The sequence below is a fragment of the Enteractinococcus fodinae genome, from assembly GCF_031458395.1.
Taxonomy (GTDB): domain Bacteria; phylum Actinomycetota; class Actinomycetes; order Actinomycetales; family Micrococcaceae; genus Yaniella; species Yaniella fodinae.
Map to the genome: position 1 here is coordinate 1,213,581 of NZ_JAVDYJ010000001.1, position 26,231 is coordinate 1,239,811.

Annotated in this window: 17 protein-coding genes; 13 read left to right on the forward strand and 4 right to left on the reverse strand. The window is 52.5% G+C overall.

Annotation, left to right across the window (positions count from 1 at the left end; all coding sequences use genetic code 11):
• The first annotated feature begins 8 nt into the window (after positions 1–8).
• The 3 genes from J2S62_RS05750 to J2S62_RS05760 all read left to right on the forward strand — a co-directional run bounded on the left by J2S62_RS05750 (position 9) and on the right by J2S62_RS05760 (position 4,326).
• Positions 9–371, forward strand: a complete 363-nt coding sequence (locus J2S62_RS05750; RefSeq protein ID WP_310172440.1) for a hypothetical protein — start codon at positions 9–11, stop codon at positions 369–371.
• 277 nt (positions 372–648) lie between these two features.
• Positions 649–3,099: a glycosyltransferase gene (locus tag J2S62_RS05755; protein ID WP_310172441.1), complete on the forward strand. Its 2,451-nt coding sequence runs from the start codon at positions 649–651 to the stop codon at positions 3,097–3,099.
• A 120-nt stretch (positions 3,100–3,219) separates the two neighbouring features.
• Positions 3,220–4,326 (forward strand): class I SAM-dependent methyltransferase, encoded by a 1,107-nt coding sequence (locus J2S62_RS05760; protein WP_310172443.1) that lies wholly within the window; start codon positions 3,220–3,222, stop codon positions 4,324–4,326.
• Positions 4,327–4,393: 67 nt separating this feature from the next.
• On the opposite strand, the gene J2S62_RS05765 is transcribed toward J2S62_RS05760, so the two are convergent.
• The 3 genes from J2S62_RS05765 to J2S62_RS05775 all read right to left on the reverse strand — a co-directional run bounded on the left by J2S62_RS05765 (position 4,394) and on the right by J2S62_RS05775 (position 8,074).
• Positions 4,394–6,223, reverse strand: coding sequence for a heparinase II/III domain-containing protein (locus tag J2S62_RS05765; RefSeq protein ID WP_310172446.1), 1,830 nt, complete (start codon positions 6,221–6,223; stop codon positions 4,394–4,396).
• A 97-nt stretch (positions 6,224–6,320) separates the two neighbouring features.
• Positions 6,321–7,181 (reverse strand): ABC transporter ATP-binding protein, encoded by an 861-nt coding sequence (locus tag J2S62_RS05770; protein WP_310172448.1) that lies wholly within the window; start codon positions 7,179–7,181, stop codon positions 6,321–6,323.
• Complete coding sequence (locus J2S62_RS05775) at positions 7,181–8,074, reverse strand: ABC transporter permease (RefSeq protein ID WP_310172450.1); 894 nt, start codon at positions 8,072–8,074, stop codon at positions 7,181–7,183. Before J2S62_RS05775 ends, J2S62_RS05770 begins: the two co-directional genes overlap by 1 nt.
• A gap of 292 nt (positions 8,075–8,366) precedes the next feature.
• Here J2S62_RS05775 and wecB point away from each other — a divergent pair, with 292 nt between their 5' ends.
• Both wecB and smc read left to right on the forward strand, forming a co-directional pair.
• Positions 8,367–9,530: a non-hydrolyzing UDP-N-acetylglucosamine 2-epimerase gene (wecB, locus tag J2S62_RS05780; protein WP_310172453.1), complete on the forward strand. Its 1,164-nt coding sequence runs from the start codon at positions 8,367–8,369 to the stop codon at positions 9,528–9,530.
• A gap of 21 nt (positions 9,531–9,551) precedes the next feature.
• Complete coding sequence (gene smc / locus J2S62_RS05785; protein WP_310172457.1) at positions 9,552–13,112, forward strand: chromosome segregation protein SMC; 3,561 nt, start codon at positions 9,552–9,554, stop codon at positions 13,110–13,112.
• On the opposite strand, the gene J2S62_RS05790 is transcribed toward smc, so the two are convergent.
• Entirely contained in the window at positions 13,103–14,404 is a 1,302-nt protein-coding gene (locus tag J2S62_RS05790) for an MFS transporter (protein WP_407649908.1), read from the reverse strand. The two genes, smc and J2S62_RS05790, sit on opposite strands and share 10 nt — an antisense overlap.
• Before the next feature lie 96 nt (positions 14,405–14,500).
• Here J2S62_RS05790 and ftsY point away from each other — a divergent pair, with 96 nt between their 5' ends.
• The 8 genes from ftsY (at position 14,501) to J2S62_RS05830 (ending at position 25,977) form a co-directional block, all read left to right on the forward strand.
• Entirely contained in the window at positions 14,501–15,703 is a 1,203-nt protein-coding gene (gene ftsY / locus J2S62_RS05795; protein ID WP_310172462.1) for a signal recognition particle-docking protein FtsY, read from the forward strand.
• A 138-nt stretch (positions 15,704–15,841) separates the two neighbouring features.
• Positions 15,842–17,434 (forward strand): signal recognition particle protein, encoded by a 1,593-nt coding sequence (ffh, locus tag J2S62_RS05800; protein ID WP_310172464.1) that lies wholly within the window; start codon positions 15,842–15,844, stop codon positions 17,432–17,434.
• Positions 17,435–17,573: 139 nt separating this feature from the next.
• Complete coding sequence (locus tag J2S62_RS05805; protein WP_310172467.1) at positions 17,574–18,830, forward strand: nucleotide sugar dehydrogenase; 1,257 nt, start codon at positions 17,574–17,576, stop codon at positions 18,828–18,830.
• 181 nt (positions 18,831–19,011) lie between these two features.
• A complete protein-coding gene (rpsP, locus tag J2S62_RS05810) occupies positions 19,012–19,416 on the forward strand; it encodes a 30S ribosomal protein S16 (RefSeq protein WP_310172470.1) in 405 nt (134 codons plus the stop codon).
• A gap of 5 nt (positions 19,417–19,421) precedes the next feature.
• Positions 19,422–19,661, forward strand: coding sequence for an RNA-binding protein (locus tag J2S62_RS05815; protein ID WP_310175740.1), 240 nt, complete (start codon positions 19,422–19,424; stop codon positions 19,659–19,661).
• Positions 19,662–19,768: 107 nt separating this feature from the next.
• Entirely contained in the window at positions 19,769–22,336 is a 2,568-nt protein-coding gene (locus J2S62_RS05820) for a glycosyltransferase family 2 protein (protein ID WP_310172473.1), read from the forward strand.
• Positions 22,337–22,810: 474 nt separating this feature from the next.
• A complete protein-coding gene (locus J2S62_RS05825) occupies positions 22,811–25,117 on the forward strand; it encodes a glycosyltransferase family 2 protein (protein WP_310172475.1) in 2,307 nt (768 codons plus the stop codon).
• A gap of 176 nt (positions 25,118–25,293) precedes the next feature.
• The gene (locus J2S62_RS05830; RefSeq protein WP_310172477.1) at positions 25,294–25,977 is read left to right on the forward strand and encodes a hypothetical protein; all 684 of its coding nucleotides are present in this window, start codon (positions 25,294–25,296) and stop codon (positions 25,975–25,977) included.
• Positions 25,978–26,231: the final 254 nt, after the last annotated feature.

A 26,231-nucleotide genomic window follows, 5' to 3' on the forward strand; every position in this document is an offset into this window, starting at 1 on the left:
CATTGTCTATGAGTGACAATCTCGAGGAAGTAAGCCTTGAAGTACTTCAACATCGACTTATTGAAGAAGTCGAAGCTCAACAGCGCCTCCAAGAAGAATTAAGGGTTGCGTTAGAGAGCGAGAAACAACTTCGTTTAGAAAATGATGTGTTGTGGGCCCATCTCGAAGATAGACATCCAGGTCGTCTTACGGATGCCAGAGATATGCTTGCCCGACTCACTGAGGGTGGCGAGCTTACGCATGAGCTGAAACGAAGTGCCCTAGCGCCTTCGCGGCAGAACCGTACGCTCCGTCAGCGAGTACGTCGCAAGATCGGCACGTTACCCGGTGTGCACAAGATGTATCACGGCCTAAAAAACCTCAGAAAATAACTGCCTCGACCCTCCTACGTGGATAGAAGGTGTATCAATATTGGGTTCGGTCTCGAATGCGTCACCGAGAAGGTTCGATGTACTTCAGAAGCGGCTTGAAGAACTAGCTACGCAACAGCAGGAAGTTCAACAACGCCTAGCTACCTACGGCAGTCTTACAGACATGAGCAGCCTGCTGCGTATCTCAGCAATCCACTCCGAACCGATTTCAGATCGCCTCTCGCATCTACTGCATGCTCCCAGAGGGCAGGATCTGAGGTCAGAGGTTCTCGGTCAATTGTCTGATCTCCCACCCACCAGCGGCGGGATCGCGAACACACCATTTGCCACAAAGATCGGTATAATTTCTGATCTCTTTTTGTACAAGAGCTTTGAAGGATTAGCAGACTTCAAGCCCATTTATCCGCATAATTACCAGCAGCATTCTGATATTGACGTACTCCTGTTGGTTTCCACGTGGAAAGGAATCGACGGCATATCGTGGAAGGGCGTGACAGCTCGACGTAGTGAGCAGCGGGAGCTCCTATTCGACCACATCCTTCCGTTCTACCGCGACCTCGGGATCCCGATCGTCTTTTACTCGAAAGAAGACCCACCAAACTACGCTCAGTTCTTGCCGTTTGCGCAGCAGGCCGACTACATCTTCACTTCAGCTGAGGAGAAGGTTGAACAGTATCGGGCGGACTGTCCTCACGCTATCAATGTTGAGACACTGTCCTTTGGCATCAACCCGAAAAATCACTCGCCGATAGGTAGCCAACAGGGCGAGATAAAGTCCCTGGTGCCTTTTGCCGGCTCCTGGTTCAACCATAAGTATCCAGACCGAGCCCGATGGGGCGGCGACATCCTCGATGCCGTCGTAGCGTCTGACTACTACGATCTGTTGATATTCGACCGTAATTCCGAGCTCCACGATCCGCGGTATCGATTCCCCAACCGCTACGCCTATACCCTCACTCCAGCCATAGATCATCAGACTTTGTTGGATATTCAGCGCCGTGTCGATGTCAGCGTTAATCTCAACTCAGTGTCTGATTCTTCTTCTATGTTTGCTAACCGGGCCATCGAGTTACAGGCTCAGGGCACTGTGGTGCTCAGTAACTACAATGTGGCACTGAATTCTCGCTACCCTCACGTACACATCAGTAACGGTTTCACTGATACCCTAGCCACGTTGAACACAATGACTGAACGTGAAATCCGAGACATTCAAGCAGCGGGGATCCGCTCGGCTTTCTCACACGAGCTGGCTCTCATGCGTATCTCAAAAATTCTCTCGACCATTGGTCTGAGTGCCAGCGTCCCAGAGCCAAGAGTCGTCATTCTCAAGCACTCAGACGACGCGGCACTACAGCAGGATATGGCCCAGCAAACCTACCCAAATATCGTCGATACCGTCCCGGTAGACGATGTCAGCAACGTCCATGATCTTCCAGATCGTGCCGACGTTGTCGTCCATGTCGGTACCCAGCATGAGTATGCGCCTACTCATGTGGAAGATCTGGTCAACGCCTTCCGCTATACCGATGCGCGTGCAGTTGAGAAGTTTGAAGCGTCTGCAGCCAACCCACATCACGCCATGAGACATACCTACGCTGCGCTGCAGAATCAGCACTCGCTGGGGGCAGAGTATATAGGGGTTATCCCTCGCAGTGTCGAGCCCAAACCCGGCTATCGCATAGACGACATCGGAATACGAACGCGCACCGAAACCATCGAGGTCACACAGCGCACCCATAAGCCGGCCATACTGTCCGTGGTTGTCCCGATCTACAACAACGGGCCGCACCTGCTGTATAAATGCATCGCCTCACTGCGGCGATCGAGTATTTTCGATCAGATGGAGATCATCTTGGTCGACGATGGTTCCACTGATCCCACAACGATTCATGCGTTCGAGGCCTTGGAACGGGAGCTCATAGGTGCGACTGTATATCGATTTGAACCGGGAGGCTCAGGCAGTGCTTCTCGCCCGCGAAATAAGGGTCTGGAACTCGCCTCGTGTGAATACGTGACGTACCTGGATCCAGATAATGAAGCGCTCAACGATGCCTACGTCAAACTCCTGCACATCACCGCAAAGACTGATGTCGACTTCGCGGTCGGTGACATGACCCGGTGGCGCGGCGACAACAGCCCGGTACGTTACACGAAGTTCTTACGGGATCGTCTTGGCATCGAAGGCAATATCGGCGAAGGCGGACCCCAAGCACTGGTCGATATGGACTTCATGCCCATTAGCATTCAAGCCATTGTGGCGCGTACCGACTGGTTGCGAGGCCTTGGGCTTACCCAACCAGTCGGTGCTGTCGGGCAAGATTCCTATTTTTTCCAGCAGATGCTCTACTACGCCAATAAGTTCGCAGTAGTTCCGGTAGCAGCCCACACATACTATGCCCAAGTGGAAAACTCCGTGGTGAATACGGTCAACGCCAAGTTCTTCGATAAGTATTTGCCCTTAGAGTCCGCCCGCAGCCAATGGCTGGAAGAGGTCGGATTGTTGGAGAGCTACAAAGCGTCTCGTATGGAGACATTCTTTACTGGATGGTACCTGCGGAAGCTGGATGACGTTCCGGAAGAACAGCGTTCGCAAGCGATAGCTACAGTGGAAGAGCTCGGGCAGATGTATGGTTCTCATGAGTGGCAGACCGAAGAAGCTCAGAGGTTCTGGAACCGTGACACTGACGAAGCCGTGCACTCGATTCAACAAGCTAGCCAGGAGGGGTAGTTCCGCAGCCCGGCATAGATGATTGGCAGATGAGTTACTGCTCATTTCCAACACAAGCTCGCGGACAAGCCCAAACCTTTCGTATCTCCACGAATAGTTTAGAATTTATGAATGTGCTGCATGGCACGCGTCACCAAACTGGGAGAAACTTTGGGCACTCTACGCAACATTGCAATAGCGATGCTATCTGCGATCACCATCCTCGGTGCGCTAGGAATACTTGCTGCAATCAACGGTTGGTGGGTACTCGTCGCGGCGCTGCTTTTTGGCGGCCTCATAGCCAGTGTGCTGAGCCTTCTGCTTATAGCCCGATACGTTACTCATCATGCTCGTACAGGAGAGCAACGAACCAAGACCGTGGTCCAGAAATTGTCTGCGCGGGTAAAACAAGGCATGCGACGCCAAGATGAAGCCCGAGCCCGACTGGATGACAACTTCGCGGAGTTAAGCCAGTCACTCAGTGAGCTCCAGAAAACTTTGACGAACACTCAAGATCTTTCGCGTAAGGGATTACAAACACTTGATGACGAAGTATCAGAGCTCGACAAAGGTGTCCAGCGGCTTGCCAAGACGAACCGACAGCAGCTGACTCACGCTATACGAGACAGTACTCGTCAGACTGAATCACTAGTTCACATTTATCAGCGGTACCCAGAGGTTAAGCTCCCGATGCCAAGCACCGGTGGTTTCGCAATCGATTCGCAGGCATTGGCCCATCTGCTCGCTGTCGTGGAGGAACGACGTCCGCGGCGGATCCTCGAGCTCGGTAGTGGTACCTCGACGGTATGGTTGGGATATCTCTGTCAGTCCATTGGTGGGAAATTAGTTTCGCTTGATCATCTGGAGCATTATCTCGGTCTCACACGCGGAGCCGTTGATCGTCATAACCTCAACGACGTAATTGATACACGCCTCGCACCGTTGGAACCTACAGAGTGCGACGGAAAGAACTTCGACTGGTACTCCCTAGCGGCCATGGATGATCTCAGCGACATAGACATGCTAATCGTTGACGGACCTCCTGCAGCAACAGGACCTCAGGCGCGTTACCCTTCACTCCCGAAACTCGTCCATCATTTGGCTCCGCAAGCCACAGTTATTCTTGACGACGCTCATCGGGATGATGAAGCCGGAATCGTCGATGCTTGGTTGGAAGCATACCCTGAGTTCCAACACATCGAAAAAGGCACGAGCCGTCTGGCCGTACTGGAACGCTCGGGACAATAATAGTTCTTAGGAGCCAGCACTCTGTGGTCGGTGTCGTGGACGTCTCTAGAGGGTGACCGCGAAGTTCTTAGTCTGTGAGCTTCGTGGTGCGTGGTTCGGCGTGGAGCAATTGAATGACATCATCGCGCTCAAGCATGAGATTAAAGGATGACATAGGTGTGTATTCCTCGAGCTTGATGGAGGGAGCTGCATCGTTGTCAGCAGTAATCACGACTATGGAGTCCACAGAGTCATTATTGAAGTTCGCGTGAACGGATGTACCGTTCCGCATTTTTTTCCAGCCAATACCGATCAGGCCTCGTTTGGATTGTGAATTGCGGTCACCCTTGGCTATATCAAGAGCGGGTACGTCCCCGAACCACTCCATTTTTAGAGCATGCGATTTATCGTGCAACTTAAGGCCTGTATCGGATTGCTGAGTGACTCTCACACCTAAATCCATTAGCCACTGCTGGCGGATGGTTTCATGTTGTTCAGCTTTCACACGATCCCATATAACCCACGTGTCCAATTTGGGTAGGTAGATTACCCTGCGACGCCACCAGGCAGATTGAAAATTCTCATCGAGAATTTCCACCACGTGCAAGTCATCCTCGTGTTGTACCAGTTGGACGGGCACATCACCGGTTTTATCGTATTCTTGCTCGGGCAGGTCAACCAGGTTGTGTGCGGAGCGCGATTTCGTGTAATTGCGGTGTCGGTTGCGCTGCTGATAGCTGTGGAAGCCACCGTCCGTGATCCAGCGGCGTCCACGTGTGTAAATATGGACGCTGCCTCGGTCGTTGTGTGAGTGCCGCTCGAGGTCAATCCCGTGTCGGATAATCGTGTGGGATTCCTGCAGAAAAGGGCGGTTATGCCCCCAGCCGCTGCGTGAAACGGTGAAACCATTCGGGAAGTGTTTGAAAAGCGGAAGATCTCGCTCCTGTACCTGCCCCTTGATTACTTGGTCGAGTAGCGGATGCATACGCCGCTGGCCTCTTCCTCGACCTCCGTCTCCGATCTGTGGCATTGTGGCGTCGGGTAAGACGAGATAAGCCATGGCTTCGCCGGCTTTATCGAGACGATCGACAGCGTCCTGTGGAAGATCGTACCCCTCGAGTTTGAGTCGCTTTTGTGCTTGCGTCCACCACACAACGTTGATCTGGTGATAGGCGACCGAACCCTCTTCGTTCAAGCCCTTCTCATCGAACGCCTCAAGAACTTGAGCTCCTAAGCGGTTCAGAGAGCGATCGATACCGATCTGGTCACGCAACACAGCGGAGACCACAAACAAGCCAAGATTTTGGTGGAGACCATGATTCCCCGGCACGATTTTCGTATCATCAAGCAGCCAATTTCTGTGGGCAGCTAACAGGTCGGCGTACCAATGGTCATCTTCGTCGATAAGCGGTGCACCGAGACTGATTTGTATCGCTCGGTTCCCGTCAGTCATATCCATCCAAGCATACTTATCAGCCGCTTGTTCGGGAGGAAGATTCGCTTCGGCCCACGAGCGAACGATACGTTTCCACTCGATTTTAGAGTCTTCGTGACCATCTAAGGCGTCCCAGAGATAGGGGTTGATCCATCGCAGCGTATGGAACTGGAATCGCCAATTGAGATCTTGAAAAGGATCGGCAGCCCAGTCCGTATAATCTCCGCTCCACGATTTATGCGGGGGGAGCGTTACGGTGCCTTCTTTGAGCTCTGCCAGGCGTTTTTTGGTGTACTTATCGCGCGCATAGCCTTTACCGATTTTCGCTTGTCTGCGCGCTGCGTCAGGGTTTAAATCGGCTAGCGTAAACTGACGCTCTTCAGTCGCTTCATGATCGCCACGTTCTGGATTGCTATCATCCTGGTGGAGCGAACTATTGCGGGTCAGAAACCCACGGAGTCGCTGGAACCAAGAACGTGTCATGCGAGACGGCCTTTCTTTAAAGATTCGGCCTTCATCATAGTATGGCTAGCCAACGTGGTGACTCAGCACGAAGGTATGCGTCGCGGCCCGGGCGCGGTTAGGACCACACCACTGCTTGCGGCACATAGTCCTGCCGGATTCCATCAAGATACTTTGCGCCCTCTTCGTATTTCTTTTGAGCCATCCGCTTGGTGTAGCCATGGTAGGCCTTGGTGACTTCAGCCGGGTCACCGTCCATGACGAGTTCACCCTGTTGGACCCATATGCAACGGTTGGTCATTTCACGAATAGTGGGTAACGAGTGGCTAACCAAGAACACGGAACCGGCTTGGCTACGGAGCTCATCGATGCGTGCGGCTGTACGATCCCGGAACTGTGCGTCGCCAGTATTGAGCGCCTCATCAATGATCAGAATTTCCGGGTCCATGCTGGTGGCGATTGCAAATTGCAAGCGTGATGCCATACCTGAAGAGTAAGCCTTCATGGGCAACCGGAGAGCTCGGTCTTCGAGTCCGGACAGTTCGATTACCGATTCGCGCTTTTCTTCAACCTGTTGTCGTGTCATCCCCATAGCGAGACAACCCAGGGTGATGTTGTCGTAGCCGGAGATTTGTTTCACCAGCGCCGCGTTGACGCCGAGCATGACCGGAGTGGAAGTCGCGTAAATGGTGCCCTGGGTAGGTGGCAGGTGTCCGGTGAGTAGCTTCATGAGAGTGGACTTACCCGAGCCGTTGGTACCAATGACCCCTACGGCTTCTCCAGTGCGCACTACTAAAGACAGAGGTTTCAGCGCGTCCACGTACTGCTGAGAAACGCCAGCCACACCCCTGATGCGCTGTATGAGTGACCGAGGTCCGGTCTCTTTCGTTGCACTGCGCACGGTGTAGGTCAACGAAGCATTATCAATCACGACAGTGGCATCACTGACTGTTGTCGCGACGGTCTCTGTGGCGGTCATCAGCGTTCCCTTCCGTACTTCTCTTCGCCCTGCCAGAAGATGATGGTACCGATAACGAGCACTCCTAGGGTCCAGCTTCCCAACACGATCCAACGCATGGGTTCCGGGAAGGTGTCGTAAAGAAGAATGTCGCGAGTCATATCCAACACGTTGAACAGCGGGTTTGCATACATCAGGTTCAACACGAGTGGCATGTCTGCGAACCGATCTGTGCTGTAGAACACGGCTGATAAGTACATCCAAATGCGTGTGGCAAAGGTGATGATGTGTGTGAAATCGTTCCAGTCTGCCACGATGCGAGCCAGAATCATGCTTAGCCCCAGGTTGAACAGGAACTGTAACGCCACGATCGGGAAGAACAACAGCCATTTCCAGGTGATGGGTTCTAGGGGTGGGATCAGCAGAATCAACGCGAACATCGTGATGTATGTGGTGGTGTGCCGCATCATTTCGCGTACGTTAATCGCAATGGGGAGGGTCATTCTGGGGAAATTAAATGCTGTGACCAGAGCGTGGTTCCCCGAGATGGCCTTAGAACCAGCCGTAATGGTGCTCGCAGTGAAGCGGTACATAAACACGCCGATAATAAGATAGGCGATGAAGTTGTCGATGCCGCGGCTGGTATCCAGCATGATGCCGAAAACGAGGAAGTACGCTGCGCCCTGCAAGATTGGGTTGAGGACCATCCATACACGCCCGAGGCTGTCGTCGGAGGATTCTCCAGCGATCCTGGATTTGGAATCAAAGACAATGAAATGCCGGAAGTCCCACACTTGTTTGAGGTATTTCCAAAGCCCAGGGCGACGCCCTACCCGAGTGAAACCGGAACCGTCGACTTTGACGAGTTGGACATCGCCGCTTTGGGACGGCTTCGATGCATCCTCAGTCGCCATGTAGTTTCCTTTCGATGACTACGATCAAGAGATGTCGTAGTCTAAAGATCACGCTGCGCTATCGACCTATAATACTTTCACAAATTGAATGCAGGCGGTAATTCGATCGCCAAGCGGCCCAATAGCAGCTGTTGTGAAGCACCTTGGTCACAAAATTTCGCATGGTACTTTCAGACAAGGGACCACGTCCAAAGAGATTAGACTAGTGCAGAGTCATAGTAGAACATTTCTGGTTTCACAAGTGTGCTGAAATCAGGTTGGCACCCGTCCGTTTCCTGAATTGAGGATCACGTTGAAAAAAATCATGCCGGTCTACGGCACACGTCCTGAAGCAATCAAAATGGCCCCCATCATTAAAGCCTTGGAAGCCTCCGAGGTCATGGAGCCCTACGTGACAGTCACCGGCCAGCATCGGGAGATGCTCGATCAGGTCAACGAACTTTTCGGTATCACTCCGGATCATGATCTCAACATCATTCAGCCCCGCCAAACACTCAATGCGGTCATGGCAAAAAATATCTCAGGCCTGGATGCAATCTTGGAAGAAATAGCGCCAGATGCCGTAGTCGTCCAGGGTGACACCACCACTTCCACAGCAGGTGCGATCGCGGCGTTCAACCGGGGCATCCCGGTAGTCCACGCCGAAGCCGGGTTGCGCTCGTTCAATATCTTCTCGCCCTTCCCAGAAGAAGCCAACCGCAAGCTCACCACCCAGCTCGCATCGCTGCATCTGGCACCAACCTCGGTGTCAAAAGCCAATCTATTGCGTGAAACGGTGCCGGCTGAAGATGTGTACATCACCGGAAACACGGTTATCGATGCACTCTATGACGTCGTAGACAAAAAGGTACCGTTTGAAGACGAACGGCTAGAGAAGGTCGCAAAGGATGTCGCGACCGGACAGAAACTCGTGCTGGTGACCACCCACCGTCGTGAAAACCAGGGCGATGCCATGCGTGGCGTCGGCCGAGCGTTGGCACGCCTAGCCGATACTCACACGGATGTTGTCTTTGTGTTGCCAGCACATAAGAATCCTGTCGTGCGTGAAGCCATCTTGCCCTTCATCGAAGACAAGTCGAATGTCATCGTCACCGAGCCACTGGCTTACGGCCAATTCACTCACTTGATCAGCCTGTCTAACGTCGTGCTAACAGACTCTGGCGGCGTGCAAGAAGAAGCCCCAGGCCTGGGCAAGCCGGTCCTAGTCATGCGGGAAAACACTGAACGTCCCGAGGCTGTCACTGCCGGAACCGTACGCCTGATCGGCACTGCAGAAGAACGGGTCTATGACGAGGTGACCACACTGCTGACTGATGCAGATGCTTATCACGCCATGTCAGAAGCTGTGAACCCCTATGGGGACGGGAAAGCTGGGGCTCGCACGGTCTCGGCGATTGCAGAACTGCTCGGGGTCGGGGAACGCATGCCAGAATTTGATGACGGTCTGAAGAACTAGCCGTTCCACTAACCTCCCTGTATGTACCTAAAAACTCTGACCATCCGTGGCTTTAAGTCTTTCGCTTCAAAGACCACGTTCGAATTCGAACCGGGCATTACCTCGGTTATAGGCCCCAACGGGTCAGGTAAGTCGAACGTGGTCGATGCATTGGCTTGGGTCATGGGGGAGCAGGGTGTGAAAAACCTGCGCGGCGGCAAGATGGAAGATGTCATCTTCGCCGGCACCACCGGCCGCGCACCGTTGGGACGGGCTCAGGTCGAGCTCACGATCGATAATTCGGACGGCACGTTGCCGATCGAATACTCTGAAGTCACGATTTCGCGTACCTTGTTTCGCTCTGGTGGTTCTGAATATCAGATCAACGGGAAATCCGCGCGCTTATTAGATATTCAAGAGTTGCTATCGGACTCCGGGCTCGGCCGAGAAATGCACGTGATCGTTGGCCAAGGTCAGCTCGATAAGATCCTTCAAGCGACTCCGGAAGAACGTCGAGGTTTTATCGAAGAAGCCGCCGGTATTCTGAAACACCGGCGGAGGAAAGAGCGTTCGGAGCGCAAGCTTGAGTCGATGCGCGCAAACCTTGACCGTATCCGGGACCTGACTGACGAGGTGCATCGACAGCTTGGACCGCTTTCAAAACAGGCCGCGACAGCACGTAAAGCGCAGGGCATTCAGCATGATGTCCAAGACGCGACCGCACGCCTGCTAGCTGATGATGTGGTCACCCAATCAGCGCGGTTACAAGAGCTCTTAGATGCCGATCAGAATCTTGAACAACAGCAGAAAGAGCTTACGAGCAAGCTCGAACTGGCCGAAGCGACCGGCAAAGAACTCTCCGAAAAGCTTGCGCACTCCTCGCAAGCTGCAAACAGTGCGCGAGACCACCGGTACCAGTTGACTGCCCTTGCTGAACGTTTCCGGTCTCTGGAGGCGTTAGCGAACGAGCGACTCAAAACTGCTTCGAGGCCACCTGTGGCCTCATCGGGGCTCTCTCCGGAGGAAGCCAGTGAGCAGCTATCGCAGAACGAACAGGCGCACGTACACAGCAAGGACAAACTCAGTGAGCTACAGCATGCACTTCAGAACGCGCAAGCCGCGAGAGAAGCAGCAGAGCGTAAAGCTCGCGTGGCTCGGGAAACCTATACCCAGGTAGTACGCGAGGAAGCTGATCAACAAAAATCCTTCGCTCAGACAGAAAGCCGCAGAAAATCAGCCGAGACTAAACTGCACGCATTGCAAGCAGAACTAGCACGCGCAGAGCAAGATGCGGGTTTCAGCACGGGCTCGCTTGAGAAGTTTCAGCAAGAAATCCAGCAGCTAAAGACCTCCCTGACGGAGGCAGAAAAAGAACTGGAAGCCTGCCGCCAGCACAAAGAAGAGCTCCAGCGACACGCTCAAAACACTCGAGAGTCTAGAGCAAGTGCCGAGAAAGCGCTCAATTCCTATAAAAACGAAGCGAGCGCTGCGCAAGCTCGTGTAGAAGTACTCAAACAGTCCCTACAACCCGACCCCGGGTCAGCCCAAGCTGCGCTGCACGAATTCGAACCACGCGACCTGGCCGAGATACTAGAGATCGAGCCCGGGTGGGAAGCTGCAATCTCAGCGCTACTAGCCGGTTCCACCGACAGAGTGTGGCTGAATGCAGAGGTACAGCTCTCAGAAGTGCTCGAAGTACTAGATGAGCAGAAAGTCTCAGATGTTCGAATCTTCCATCCGAATGAGGACGAAAAATCACCCCATAGCTTCCCCGAGCTAACTGATGCTATACCAGCCCAGAAGGTGGTGTCGGTTCGCGAAGATGCTTCAGAAGCCTTTCACCATCTTCAACGAATACTATCGTCTGGGCTTGTGGTCGAGTCCTTAACTCAAGCGCAGGAGATCCTGGGGGACCGCGAACTCGTCCGACAGTGCCCGCATCTCTGTATCGCGACGAAACAAGGGCATGTTCTAACCCCGCAATGGTTAGAAGTTCGCGGGGAGGGTGGCACCAGCTCACTAGAGCGCAGAGCGACTTACGATAAGGCAGTTGTTCAATTTGAAGAACTCGAAGCAGCCATAGAGACGGCTCAAGGCACTTTTGAAGACGCTCTTGACGTTCATGAAAGGGCACAAAAGAGCGTCCAGGAATGCGAGGCTGAACTGCAGTCTAAGCAATCTGAGGTAACGACACTGCGCGAACGAATAGCAGTACAGCAGCGTAACCTGCAACAACAAACGGCAGCCCAGCAACGCAGCGAAAAGCAGCGAGCCAAGCTTCTGGCGGATCTCGAACAAGCGCGCACCGCATATGTGCAAGCTCAAGAACGATTCGACGCGCTGCAGGCCGCTGTCTCTCTAGATAGCGGAAGCGCGCTGAGTGCAGATCAGGCTGCTGAAGCGCAGCAAACTTCGGAGCAGGCTGCGAGTGCGGCTCGCGCTGCTGAAACCGAAGCTCGGTTAGCATTGCGAACGGCGGAGAACACCGCCCAACAAGCAGAGCAACGTGTAGAGCAAGCTCGGCGAAGGTTATCCGCTGCTAAGATCGCCCAGCGGGAGTACCAACGTGCCCTAGTACGTCAGCAACGCACGGTACAGCGACTGACAAATCTTAAGGCTGGGATTGAGGTCGCACTCGATCGGATCGGCGGGAGCATCGAACGTGCTGAACAAGATGCAGCAGCACTCGAACACCAACGCGCAGAACTTCAGACCGAAGTCGATTCTGCAGATCAAGTCGTCAAAACTTCACGAAGCCAATTAGCAAAGCTTCAGGAGCAGCTCCATGAGCGCCGTCTGGTGCGCCAGGAACATGAAATTAAATTGGCCCAGTTGCACGAGCGGTCACTGAATGAGTTGGGTTATTCTCACCAGTATCTGGTGGCGCATTTTGGGCCGGATCAACCCATCGATACCGGTGACGACGGTGCCCTCGTAGCCCTTACGTATAACCGGGGGGAGCAGCAGAAACGACTGCGTGCTGCAAAACGGCAGCTCAAAGAGCTCGGCAAAATCAATCCACTGGCGCTAGAGGAATATAAAGCGGTTCAAGAACGACACGAGTACCTGAGCCAGCAATTAGCTGATCTTGAGGATTCGCGTCGCAATCTCCTCAAAATCATTGAAGATGTCAACGCCACGGTCCTAGAAGTATTCTCCTCAGCATATGAGGATACCGCTGCGCAGTTTGAACATGTGTTTGCCACGGTGTTCCCCGGGGGAGAAGGACGTCTCTCGCTGACTGATCCCGCCAATATGCTCGAAACGGGCATTGAAGTCGAAGCGCGCCCCGCAGGTAAAAAGGTCAAACGGCTATCCCTCTTATCGGGAGGGGAACGGTCGCTGGCAGCCATTGCCCTGCTGGTATCAATCTTTAAGGCCAGACCCTCCCCGTTTTATGTGATGGATGAAGTGGAGGCTGCGCTGGATGATACGAACCTGACGCGTTTATTGACGATCTTCAAGGAACTTCAGCACGATTCCCAGTTGATTATCATTACCCACCAGAAACGGACCATGGAGATTTCTGATGCGCTCTACGGGGTCTCAATGCGTGGCGATGGCGTCTCGCAGGTCATCAGTCAAAAGCTGCATCAGGCCTGATCTGAATCAGAGCGAGATTGCTCGTTCGATTGTGCCACAGACGGCACGGACCCTGTTATGGGCCGCTCTCCGGCCACTCGCACGTTGGTTTCTGGTGCGAAAGTCCACACGATACAGGCCACAGCGAGGATCCCGCCGGTAATAGCGAAACCTAGTTCGAAACCGTAGAGATCGACGATCCAACCGATGAATAAGGGGCCGATAATCGAGCCCACATCGGAGGCCATTTGCGCAGCGGACATAACCGTACCGGCTTTTCGTTCCTGACCGACGAGGTCCGCAATCGCGGCTTGCTGCGGCGCGTTCATCATGCCTGTACCTGCACCCGCGATCAGTGATGCGATAAAGAACAGCATTGGGCTGGTCATGAAGCCCAGAACTCCGGTGCCTATAGCTGCCACCGCCAGGCCGATGACAATCAGCGGCTTCCGACCATACTTGTCTGATAACCGCGAAGAGAAGGTAACAGCGATAACGTTGCCAGCAGCAAAGATGGATAATGCCACCGCAGCAGTTTGGGGTCCATCAAGGAAGAAACCCGTTCCAGCAAAGGCAGCGGCAGCGAAGAGCGGCATGATGGCGTTCCGAACGCCAAAGCTCGCCCAGCCATTGGCAAAGAAAGAACCGAGTGCTGCGCGGTAGGAGTGGTCTTTGATTGCATCACCGAAGTTCCACGGCACACGCTCATCAACGACTTTATGGCGCTTGCCGCCTTTCTGACGATGCAAGCCGAGATAGACCACAAACGCAGCGATCAGCAGAGCCCCACCGTAGATGAGAAACGGCGCCCGAGGCCCTAGCGCAACAAGCAAACCACCAACAAGGGGCCCCGAAATATTTCCGATCAAAAATGCGGACGCATATGCCCCTGACACTCGCCCACGGATAGTAGGGGGAGCTTTCGCAGCGAGAAATGACATCGCCGAAACGGTAAATAATGTAGACCCGAAACCACCGAGGCCACGAAAGATCAGCAGCTGAGTGTAGGTCTGGGCAAAAGCGACCGCGAACATCGAGATGCCAACGATTGTCACGCCGGTGATATAAACACCGGATTCTCCAAACTTCATGGTCAGTCGCCCGGAGGCCGGGGCAAAAATCAGCCGCGCTAATCCGAAAATAGAAACTACAGCGGAGACCCCGAATGCCCCAACCCCGAATGACTCGGCGTACTGGGGGAGTACTGGCGTGATAATTCCAAAGCCAATGGCAATAATGAAAGCGGCCGCAATAAGTACGCGGATTTCACCTGGGATCTTAATCTTTTCCACCGACGCAGACATATCCTTCATTATGGCACGCAAGAATTCACGCCACCCTGTCTTCAGCTGTGCCGATGGCATAACACGAACGTTGCACCAGGTGAAAAGTGTGCCAGACTATACCTTGTGGAACTTCTGTTATTAGCTTTTCTCGGACCTGTAATCGTTGGTGTCGGTGCTGTGGTCGCACTCGACCGCCCTGTCGACGAACCGAAAGTTGCCCCTCCGCCTGAGCCTCAGCCAGAGCTCACCGCGGCGACCATTGAGGTCCCCTCGGTTACGGAACCCACCGTTGCTGAACCGCAGGCGCCTCCAGAGCCAGCGCCGGTTCCAGAGCCGGAACCTGAACCAGAGCCAGAGCCGGAGGTAATTGAAGAGCCGGCAGTTGAGCTTGAGAAACCAGCCCCGGCCGCTGGACGCCTGGCTCGTCTCCGCGCACGGTTGGCGAAGTCCAATAATGTCTTCTCCAAGGGTCTCTTGGCGCTGTTGGCCCAGGATGACATTGACGAAGACGTCTGGGATGAGATCGAAGAGACACTGCTCATGTCAGATCTCGGGACGGACCCAGCCATGGAGCTGGTGGATCGTCTCAAAGAGCGAGTCACCGTCGAAGGTACGCGCGATCCCGAAGCTGTTCGCACGATGCTTCGTGAAGAGCTCATCAAGATGGTGGATCCAACAATGGACCGCCGGCTTGCTGCCACCCGCAAAGACGGTAAACCAGCTGTCATGATGGTCGTTGGGGTCAACGGGGTCGGCAAAACCACTACCGTTGGCAAACTTGCTCGCGTGCTAGTCGCTGAGGAACGTAACGTAATTCTTGGTGCCGCAGATACCTTCCGTGCTGCCGCAGCAGAACAGCTGACCACCTGGGGAGAGCGAGTCGGAGTCGAGACCGTCCGTTCCGAGCAAGAAGGTGCCGATCCCGCTTCTGTCGCATTCTCTGCGGTAGAAGCCGGGATCCAGCAAGAAGCTGATGTCGTATTAGTAGACACAGCCGGTCGTTTGCACTCGAAAGCCAACCTGATGGAAGAGCTCGGCAAGGTCAAGCGGGTGGCTGAGAAACAAGCCCCGGTTGATGAGGTCCTCTTGGTGATCGATGCGACGACCGGTCAGAACGGTCTGATGCAGGCCAAGGTTTTCACCGAAGCCGTAGATGTCACGGGGATTGTCCTGACCAAGCTCGACGGGACCGCCAAAGGTGGAATCGTTGTGGCAATTCAGCGCCAACTCGGTGTGCCAGTGAAACTTATTGGTCTGGGGGAAGGTGCCGATGACCTGGCTCCTTTCGAAACAGAAGCCTTTGTGGATGCGTTGATTGCTAGCTAGCTTCTGATTTGCTGGAAGATAAATACATCACAGCGAGTGTGTGCCTGGCGCGCTGACTTGATAAAGTGAGGCGCCAGGTACCATTTTTATGCTCGAGACATCCGGATCGAGCAGAGTCGACAACAAGGATAATCGCACGTGTTCAATTCTTTGACGGAACGTCTGTCCTCAACCTTCAAAAACCTTCGCGGTAAGGGCAGGCTGACAGAGGCAGATATTGATGCAACCGCACGCGAAATCCGGCGTGCCTTGCTGGATGCTGACGTCGCGGTACCGGCGGTGCGTCAGTTCATCAAGCAGGTCAAAGAACGTGCCCTGGGTGAAGAAGTCTCCGAGGCACTGAACCCAGCCCAGCAGGTCGTCAAAATCGTCCAGAGTGAGCTGGAAGAAATCCTTGGCGGAGAAACTCGCACGTTACAGCTCGCGAAGACCCCGCCCACGGTTATTATGTTGGTCGGTCTGCAAGGTGCCGGTAAAACGACTCTGGCCGGAAAACTCTCAAAACACTTGAAGCAAGAGGGCCACGCTCCCATGCTTGTGGCAGCCGACTTGCAGCGGCCAAACGCGGTAAAGCAGCTCCAAGTCAACGGTGAACGCGCCGGCGTACACGTTTTTGCCCCGCATCCCGGAGTGTCCTCCGAGCACGAAGATCCAACAGGCGATCCTGTCGAAGTAGCCAAGGCAGGGCTAGAAGAAGCTAAGAATCGCCAACACGACGTTGTCATTATTGACACAGCTGGCCGTCTCGGCGTCGACCAAGAGTTGATGCAACAGGCTTCGGATATCCGTGCGGCGACCAACCCTGATGAAGTCCTGTTTGTTATTGATGCGATGATCGGTCAGGACGCTGTCGCCACAGCCCAGGCGTTTAACGAAGGCGTCGGCTTCACCGGTGTGGTCCTGTCCAAGATGGATGGTGACGCTCGTGGTGGTGCCGCCCTATCGGTTAAATACATCACTGGTAAGCCGATTATGTATGCTTCCACCGGTGAAGGTCTCGGCGATTTTGAAGTATTCCACCCTGACCGCATGGCCTCCCGAATCCTGGACATGGGTGACGTTTTGTCACTCATCGAACAGGCCGAACGAACCATCGACAAGTCCTCTGCCGAAAGAATGGCGCAGAAGTTTGCCGATCAAGAGGACTTCACGCTTGAAGACTTCTTAGAGCAGATGCAGCAGCTGAAAAAAATGGGCTCGATGAAGAAGATGCTCATGATGATGCCTGGCGCGCAGGGTATGAAGAAGCAGCTGGAACAATTTGATGACTCTCAAGTCAATCGCATTGAGGCCATCATCCAGTCGATGACCCCGTACGAACGCAACGTTCCTAAAGCAATCAATGGTTCACGTCGCGCGCGAATTGCGGCCGGCTCGGGTGTCCACGTCTCCGAGGTTAACACCCTGCTCGAACGCTTCCGCGAAGCCCAAAAAATGATGAAGAAAATGGCAGCCGGTGGCGGTATGCCAGGAATGCCCGGTATGCCCGGCGGGGCCCCAGGTGGCGGACGTAAGAACCAACGTAAAGGTAAAGGCAAGGGGAAGAACCGTAAGCAGCAGCGTTTCGGTAACCCTGCTCGTGCCGAAGCCGAGGCTCTCAAAGAACAAGAACGTGCAGCGAAGAAAGCTTCACAGGAAATCGGCTCGGCCTTTGGTGCCGGAGCCGATCCCAAAGATTTTGATCCATCACAGCTCAACCTGCCGAAGGGTTTTGACAAATATCTGAAATAAATCCTCAGAGGGAGGATTCGTTTCCTCGAGTACGCCCGGCAGCACAGCAGCGTAATTTCACCGGACGTGCTTTATCTGTGGTTAAATTTCCACGATGCAAAGTATGTTTCGTGAAGAACATTGGTTTGGAGTAAACCGCGTGAAAGATCTCGTTGTAATAGGTCAAGGTTATGTTGGCTTGCCGCTGTCCCGCGCAGCTAGCAATGCAGGATTTAACGTTACTGGCCTCGATGTTAGCCAGAAGATCGTTGATGATTTGAATGCTGGGAGGTCCCACGTCGAAGATATCCCCGACACTGAGCTAAAGGAGATGCTGGAGAACGGGTACCAGGCCACAACGGACAACAGCGTCATCCAAGAAGCTGACGTAATTGTCATTTGTGTTCCGACACCATTAGGCGATGCAGGCAGACCGGATCTTCAAGCCGTTGAGGCGGCCACGCAGTCCATAGCCGACAATCTGCGCCGTCAGTCGCTGGTTATCCTTGAATCCACAACTTATCCTGGAACCACCGAAGAACTGCTCCAGCCTGTACTGGAAGCTGACGGTAGGAAACTTGACGAAGACTTCTACCTTGCTTTCTCTCCAGAACGGATTGACCCGGGCAATAAGACTTACACGTTAGAGAACACGCCCAAAGTAGTTGGCGGAGTTACGAATGAATCCGGCGATCTTGCCGTATCTTTCTACAGCCAATTCATTGAACAAGTAGTCAAGGTCAAGGGCGCTAAGGAAGCCGAGACGGCAAAACTTCTCGAAAACACTTACCGCCACATCAACATCGGCCTGGTCAATGAGATGGCGAAATTCAGCCATGAACTAGGCATTGATATTTGGGAAGTCATCAAGGCTGCTAAGACCAAGCCATTCGGCTTCCAGGCCTTCTACCCCGGACCTGGCGTCGGTGGTCACTGTATTCCCATCGACCCGAGCTACTTGAACTATTCCGTACGTAAAGCTCTGGGTCACCCATTCCGTTTCGTGGACCTGGCAGAAGACATTAATAACTCGATGCCGAACTACGTGGTCCAACGTGTCCAAGATCTGTTGAACCAACACCAGAAGTCGCTCAACGGGTCAAAGGTCCTCCTCCTAGGGGTCAGCTATAAGGCCAATATTTCTGACCAACGGCACTCACCGGCAATCCCAGTCGGAGCTGGTCTGGCAGATAAAGGCGCAATCATTTCCTACCACGACGCGAACGTACCTACCTGGTCGGTCAACGGAACCGAACATGAATCAGTTGCGGACCTGGACCAAGCTGTCGAAGAAGCAGATATTGTCATCCTGCTCCAAGCTCACCGAGAATACAAAATTTCTGAACTGGCACCAAAAGCGTTGCTATTCTTTGACACTCGGGGAGTCGCTACAAGTGAAGAAGCGCACGTCTTGTAAGCAAACATGAGTGGCAATTAGCAAATTGCTACTAATGTCTGTCATAATAGACCGGTACTGATCCATCGGTCAGACTACCCTCTATTCTCTGATCGATGAGTCCGTTCGTGATGTATCCGGATTCCTGCCCCCAGGAAGACTGGAAGGATCACAAAAATATGAAACAGGAGCAACCACAAAAGTGGCCGTTAGAATCCGTTTAAAACGTTTTGGTAAGATCCGTTCCCCGCACTACCGTGTCGTAGTTGCAGACCAGCGCGCTAAGCGCGATGGTGCTGTTATCGAAGAAATCGGTATCTACCACCCAACAAAAGATCCGTCGGTTATCCGAATCGACTCCGAGCGTGCTCAGTACTGGCTGGGTGTTGGCGCACAGCCATCCAAGCAAGTCGCAGCTTTGCTGAAACTCACCGGTGACTGGCAAAAGCACAAGGGCGAAGAGTACGACGAATCGCTCATGAAGCACCCAGCTGAAAAAGACGCCTTCGTTGCACCAGACAAAGGCTCAGTTGTAGTCCCTGAGGCGCCAGAGCCAAAGACTAAAGAAGCCTCTCCTGATGAAAAGACTGAAGAGGCAGCTGAATAGTGTCCATGTTGCAAGAAGCGTTGGAGCACCTTGTACGCGGGATAGTTGACTATCCAGAAGACGTTCAAGTTGAACTTCGCAATAACAGGCGCGGAGAAATGCTTAGTGTCCACGTAAACCCGGACGATCTCGGAAGAGTGATCGGACGGAAGGGCAGGACCGCTAACGCACTTAGAACCGTGGTCGAAGGACTTGCAGGATACTCCGTGCGCGTCGATGTAGTTGACACCGACAGACGCCGCTAATTGATCATTGAGAAGGCCACCTAACCTGTGCAGTGGGTTAGGTGGCCTTTTGATTAGACATCTATCCTAGGGCAGCGAAGTAAGCCCGACGCTTGGAGAGGCAAGAGATGGTCCCAGTAACCAGCAGTCGACTGAGAAAGTGGGCTGGTCGCCTCCAGAAGGCGTTTACTTCCTATAGAGAAGCTGCGACGGATCAAGCCAATAATTCTTCAATTGATCTGTCCAATCCGCTGATAAATTATTACCGCCATAGGACTCGGGTTAACCTGCCGAACTTCTATAGGTTCGCACTTCAAACCCGCTCAATTGTTATCCGCGACATTTTTGCCCAGGTAGCTTCAAACCGGAATATCTCGCTGGAAGACCTTATCGAGATCATAAGCAATCACTTAGATCGTGACGTTACACAAGAGAACCCGTCCGAAATTAACACTGCTTTCGATAGCTCAGTATTGCTTGCGTTAGCCGATTTAATTGCTAATTCGGCGCGTGACGATTTAGATAAACATGCGGCGGTTCAGATCTACGAATTCGTACGCACCTATTTCGGAGCGGATGCACTATCACCCGCGAGCCTACTGTTAAATATTGAGGCCCTTCACGATCTCGGCGAATTCGAAACCTCGCAAACTCTAGCAAAAGCACACGGCATAGATGAGTTTGCTCCGCTGCAGACTGACTTACTCCATCTCAAACGGCTGCGCATGAGCAGAACATCTCACGATGATTGGATTTCAGGCCTCAATAAGCTGTATGCAGATCTGAATATGTCTCAGGTGCAGCTACTCGAGGATAGCTCCCTACCGCTTATGGACCGTTTAAGTGCGGGTTCAACTACTAGCCTCGAGGGGCCAAAGGTTTCCATTATTGTCCCCACCTTCTCGCCCGACGAGGGGATAAGGACGGCTCTTCGCAGTTTGATAGAACAGACGTGGAAGAATCTCGAGATAATCGTTGTGAATGACGCGTCTCCGGAGCGATTTGATGGTCTTTTTCAGGATCTTCAGGGTCTCGATCCCCGAGTAAGGGTGCTTCATCAAGAAGAGAACGCTGGCGCATATGCGGCTCGCAACGCCGGGCTGCGGGTGGCCACAGGGTCTTTCATCACCACACATGACGATGATGATTGGTCACACCCCGATAAAATCGCGATGCAAGTGCAGCCGTTAATCCAAAATGAGTCACTTGTGGCCACCACATCTGGCCATATTAGGACCACAGAACACCTGAACTTCACAAGGGTCAACGCTGAAGCAAGATACCTGCAAATGAATTACTCCTCGCTCATGTTCCGACGCTCACTAATTGAGCAGATAGGGGACTGGGACCCTGTGAACAGAGGAGGTGACTCTGAGTTCTATCTTCGCTTGCTCAGGTATGCCGGGGAAGATCGTGTCCGCGGCCTGCATGATAAGCCGCTCTCATTTAGCCGCGTTTGGGAGGGCTCTCTAACCTCTGGAGAGATGTCTCGAGGATTTTTTGGGTATTCTCGACTGATTTATCGGTCAGCGTTTCGACAATGGCATCGTGAAGCCTATGAACGTGAGGGACATGTGTATCGGTCCTCCGAGGAGCCAAGACCGTATGCAGTCCCCACCACGTTTGAACCAGGGCAACGCAACGCAGATCTTGGAGATTTTGACGTAGTGTATGTCTCAGATTTCTTCCGACAAGCGAAGTCTGTGGATAACGCCCTCACAGATATGGCATCTCTTGCAGATAGCGGTCTGCGGGTTGGATACTTGCATTTGTACTCTCCCGAAACACGGACCACGACCGCGTTCCCTGACCGTCTATTTGAGTTACAGCTCGAAGGGAAGATCACCCAGATTTCCCTCGACGATCTAGCCCATACTGATCTGTTAGTGGTCTACGATACCTCCATTGGTATGTTCTTAGACCAGAAGAAAGCGAGTCTCAGTAGCCAACGGAGCATTGCAATCGAGCAAAAGCAGGTTGCGTTGGCCGATGTAGAGCCGCGCACGCCGAGTTACGCTCCCCAAGCCTTAACCAATTTAGACGCTTGTTTTAATACGCGTTTTGAGACCATAGGTGCCTCGGAGGATGAACAGAACCAACTGAAGGTGACGCTGCCGCTGGCAAGGACCCTACTTGATGACATGATCTGGCGTACTCACGTCTCGGAGAACCCAGGTGAGGTTCGCACCCCAACAGAGATGCCGGTCGTCGGCTTTCACTCAAACAGTAATCAATATCGGCTCCCAAACACCCGGGAGCAATTTGAGAAAGTATATATCTCTGACTCATTCACAACGCGCTTCTATGGTCAGGTCTGGCAACCACTGGAGAAATATGGGGTTGAGTTTAAACACCAGGTGGAGTTAGTCGATGATACCGATACGTCAGAAGTGGATTTCTTGCGTAGTATCGATTTCTGGGTCTACTGGCCTCATAGTCGCCTGGAGGATCGTGTCTGGGCTCCAGTCCTATCGGCTTTTCAGGCAGGAAAAGTTGTTATTTTACCTACGTCATTGGAACGTCTATATGGTGAGGCAGCGGTGTATGCCGCAGAGGATGAAGTGATTTCTCTGATTGATTTTTACACTCAGAATAGAGATGAATACGTCGCCCAAGCTGAGCGCGCTCGGAGTTTCATCGCGAAACAATATGCCCCGGACTCGCTTCTGAGTCGAGTCGCGACTCTGACTGAGTAAGTGGATAGCACTTGGATCGGATTGCTACACAGAGAAGCAGCAACAGTTAGTTTTCCGACCTATGGGTTTCGACACTAAACTACCTGTGTCCTGTGTGAAGAGTCACTACTATTTACCGAAACAGAAGCACCTGAGAGGGTACGAACTAGCTGTAGTGTGGCTGTTAGATGGATTGCAAATTAGGAGTTAAGCTTGCGTTCTCGGATATTCAATAAATTGCGTGCGCGGTTACGAAGTTCGAACCAGCCCGAGCCTCATTCGCATGATGTCGCGAACCAGCAAGTAGCACCTTCTTCGTTACAAACTGGCTCGCGACCAATTTCTCCCACTGCAGTTAGCAGATTCTACGAAGACCTACTCAAGAAGAATCTTACTTCCTTCAATTCGTTTGCCCTTCAGTCTCGTTCGGTTCTAGTAAGAAATGTTTACGCTCGCGCAGCCTCAGACGGGCAGCATGACATGCTCTCGCTCCAAATGGAAATTGCTGACTTGCTAAATCGTGCCCACGAGGACGAGAGAGCCCTTACCTTAGGAGATTACGACCTTCCTATTTTGCTCTCGTTATCAAATTATTTATTCAATACTTCGAAGAGCGATCTTGATACACATGCCGGGATACAAATCTTACGTTTTGTTCTTTTAAGACATGGTGCGAACGCTCTATCAGAGCAGGATAAGTTGCAACTTGTCGAAGCGCTCGCGTCAATTGGAGCCTATGATGAACAAGACAAATTAACTGCCCGGTTTGATCTGCATGCGTTAGCGCCGGTACAAGTCGCGTTGTTAGCCATCGATAGGATCGCCCATCAACAGGGGGCTGAGTCCGTGTGGCTAGACGCAATGAACGAGTTTTACACGGACCGTGGTATGCATACGATACAACTTGATGAAGATGATTCCTTACCATTACTGGATAGGCTCACTTCGGTTACCAATGAAAAAATAGACGGCCCGTTAGTGTCTGTCATTATTCCGACCTTCTCGCCTGATCGAGGCATTTATACGGCCGTCAATAGCCTTCTAAATCAAACTTGGAAAAATCTAGAGATACTCATTGTCGATGACGGTTCTCCGACAGCTTATGACGAACTTCTCTCAGAACTCGCGGAACTCGACCCACAGATCCGGGTCATTCGACAACAAAGTAATGGTGGTGCTTATACTGCGAGAAACGCCGGGCTAGCGGAAGCGCGTGGGCTTTTTGTTACAACCCACGACGACGACGATTGGTCCCATCCTGACAAGATAGCTGAGCAAGCATCCGTTCTGATAGAGAATGAATCTATCGCGGCCACTACAGCTGGACATATCCGTACAACTTCGGACATGAAATTTCGGCGAATTAATACACGGCCACAGCATTTACAAACAAACTACTCCTCTCTCATGTTTCGCAAAAGCTTAACCGAGCAGGTGGGCAACTGGGACACTTCCAAACGGGGAAGCGATACTGAGTTAGTTGAGCGCATAAAGGCGCACTTTGGTAAATCAGCGGTAGTAGACCTCGCTAATAAACCTCTATCGTTCAGCCGCGTCTGGGGTGGGTCACTTACTTCCGGGGAGATGTATCGCGGGTACTTTTCTTATTCTCGATTACTTTACAGATGGGCGTTCCAGCAGTGGCATGAGGAAGTGAGTAAGGGCGGTGAGAAGCCAGTCTTACGGATGGGCGTCAGCCGTCCTTTTGCTATTCCTACCACTTTTGCGCCAGAAAACCGGAATAAAGACCTCGGTGTATTTGATGTTATCTACCTAACCGACTTTAGGCAGAGTGCTAAGTATTCTCTCAAAACTATGCACGAGATGAAAAGTGCCGTCGGAGCTGGTTTGCGTGTGGGTTACATGCAGGTCAACTCACCCCAGACGCTCAAGAGGGGTGTCATACAACCTGAACTCTTCGATATGCAATTTCAAGGCAAAGTCACCCAGGTCGCGGAAACGGACCGTGCTGAAACGAGATTAATGGTGGTACATGACTCAGCAGTAGGAATGTTCTTAGATCAGTTCCAATCTACGGTCGTCGTTCAACGGGGCGTAGTAGTACACGAGACCGGTTCGCTTCTTAAGGGTGCCGTAAAGAAGAGTCTCGCACATCCGGCCAGGGTGCTGCGCCATCTTGAAACAAGCTTTAACTCGTCGTTTCATATGGCAGGGGGAGATCTAAACAGCCATGAAGCACTGGAATCATACTTGCCTCAACAACGTCTCTTGAATGAACCGTGGAAAACTCCTATAGAAGCTAACAAAGGTACCGTGCGTGAACCTAGCCCTCCACCGGTGGTAGGTTTTCACACTTTTGGAAATAAGTATCGTTGGCCTTCAACACGAGAGACGTTTCAGAATGTTTATACTTCTGGCGAATACAGAACCCTTTTCTATGGGAATGTAAGTCCTGTTAGAGAGCTGCTCGGTGCTGAGATCATTGATGAGGAGCAAGTGACTAACTCGGACCAAGAGTCTCTGGTTAGTTTCTTAGATAAGATTGACTTCTGGGTCTACTACCCCCATCAACGGCTCGGCAATCATGTCTGGATAGCTGTGCTAGAAGCGCTACAAGCCGGTAAGGTTGTTATTTTACCGCACACTCTCAAAATGACATATGGGGACGCAGCAGTATATGCGTATTCTGACGAAATCAATTCAATCGTCTCCGAGTATAGTAATGATGCGTCTGCGTACATTGAACAAGCTAGACGTGCTCAAACGTTCATTGACCAGAATTACAGTGAAGCCGCTTATCTGTCTCGGCTGGAGAAATTAGCCTCCAAAGTTGAAGCCTGAATAAACTAGCACTGATCTGGGCTAGATTCTGAGGACGATGTCTAGCACTCCTTAAAATTGGTATGCTGACATGTTGCACCTCTCGCACACGCCTGGCCCAAACTTCATCCAAACAGGCTCGCAAACACTGTCGAATCAAATGTAGGGTGACATTTGCTAAAAGTTAGGAGATATCTTTGCCTCAATATCACGAAGATGTACACATTACGTCGGCGGCGCCGAAGGACTCATCAGGACTACCTGAACGGTCAACTAGGCGTCTACGGGTCGATTCATGGGAAAAATCGAACAGACAAAACGGGCGTGCTGGTGATGCTGTGGCTCTTCACTGGATGAGAGCTGACGCAAAGGCGTTTATCGGATGGTGGGATGCTACCGATCCCGATCATCCAGAATGTAAAGCCTGGATTGGCGCTCACGACGAGGCGAATAATCCGGAAGCAGCACCTCATCGGCATTTCTCAGTTGAAGTAACCGATTCTACTGGCCAAATGCAGACCCGATTGGGTATCCCTTACGATCGAGATCACACGAACATCACTACAACTAGTGCCGATTTTACAGTCAAAAAGGGCACCTTGCGGGTTCCGCGTAATAGTACCCTTGAGTTTTCCGTAAACGACACAGGAAGTAAGGGTTCGCGTTGGTCGATGAAGATGACTCAAGACGAGAATTTAGAACTCCGGCATCATCCAACCCAGGATTCTAGGGCTGTAACCTTCGCACGGTTCGATGCCTCTACAGGTCGGATGGAACTATCGTCAATCGGTGTAGCTGATATAGTAACCACCGATCGTGCTACAGGCGCGCGTTCTAGAATATACGTGGAAAATGGCCATGTCCGCGTAGAAGAAGTCTAAAGCAGGCCAGTGTCAGTCTAAGCAGTTTGTTGTCGGTGTGATATAAGCCAATGGAATAGGTAACACCAAGAGGTCAGGAAGGCGCTGGTAGAGACTATTTGGGCAGCTTCATAGCCGAGCATATATCCGCTGTGCCCTCGTGGTTTGGAAGCGTTCGCCTCGCGCAAATTTTATGAGCGTGCGATTACGTTACTAGAATCCCGGAGAACGTGCAGCGAAGTCAGTTCATTTTTTAAAAAGTTTTTACAGGCGGG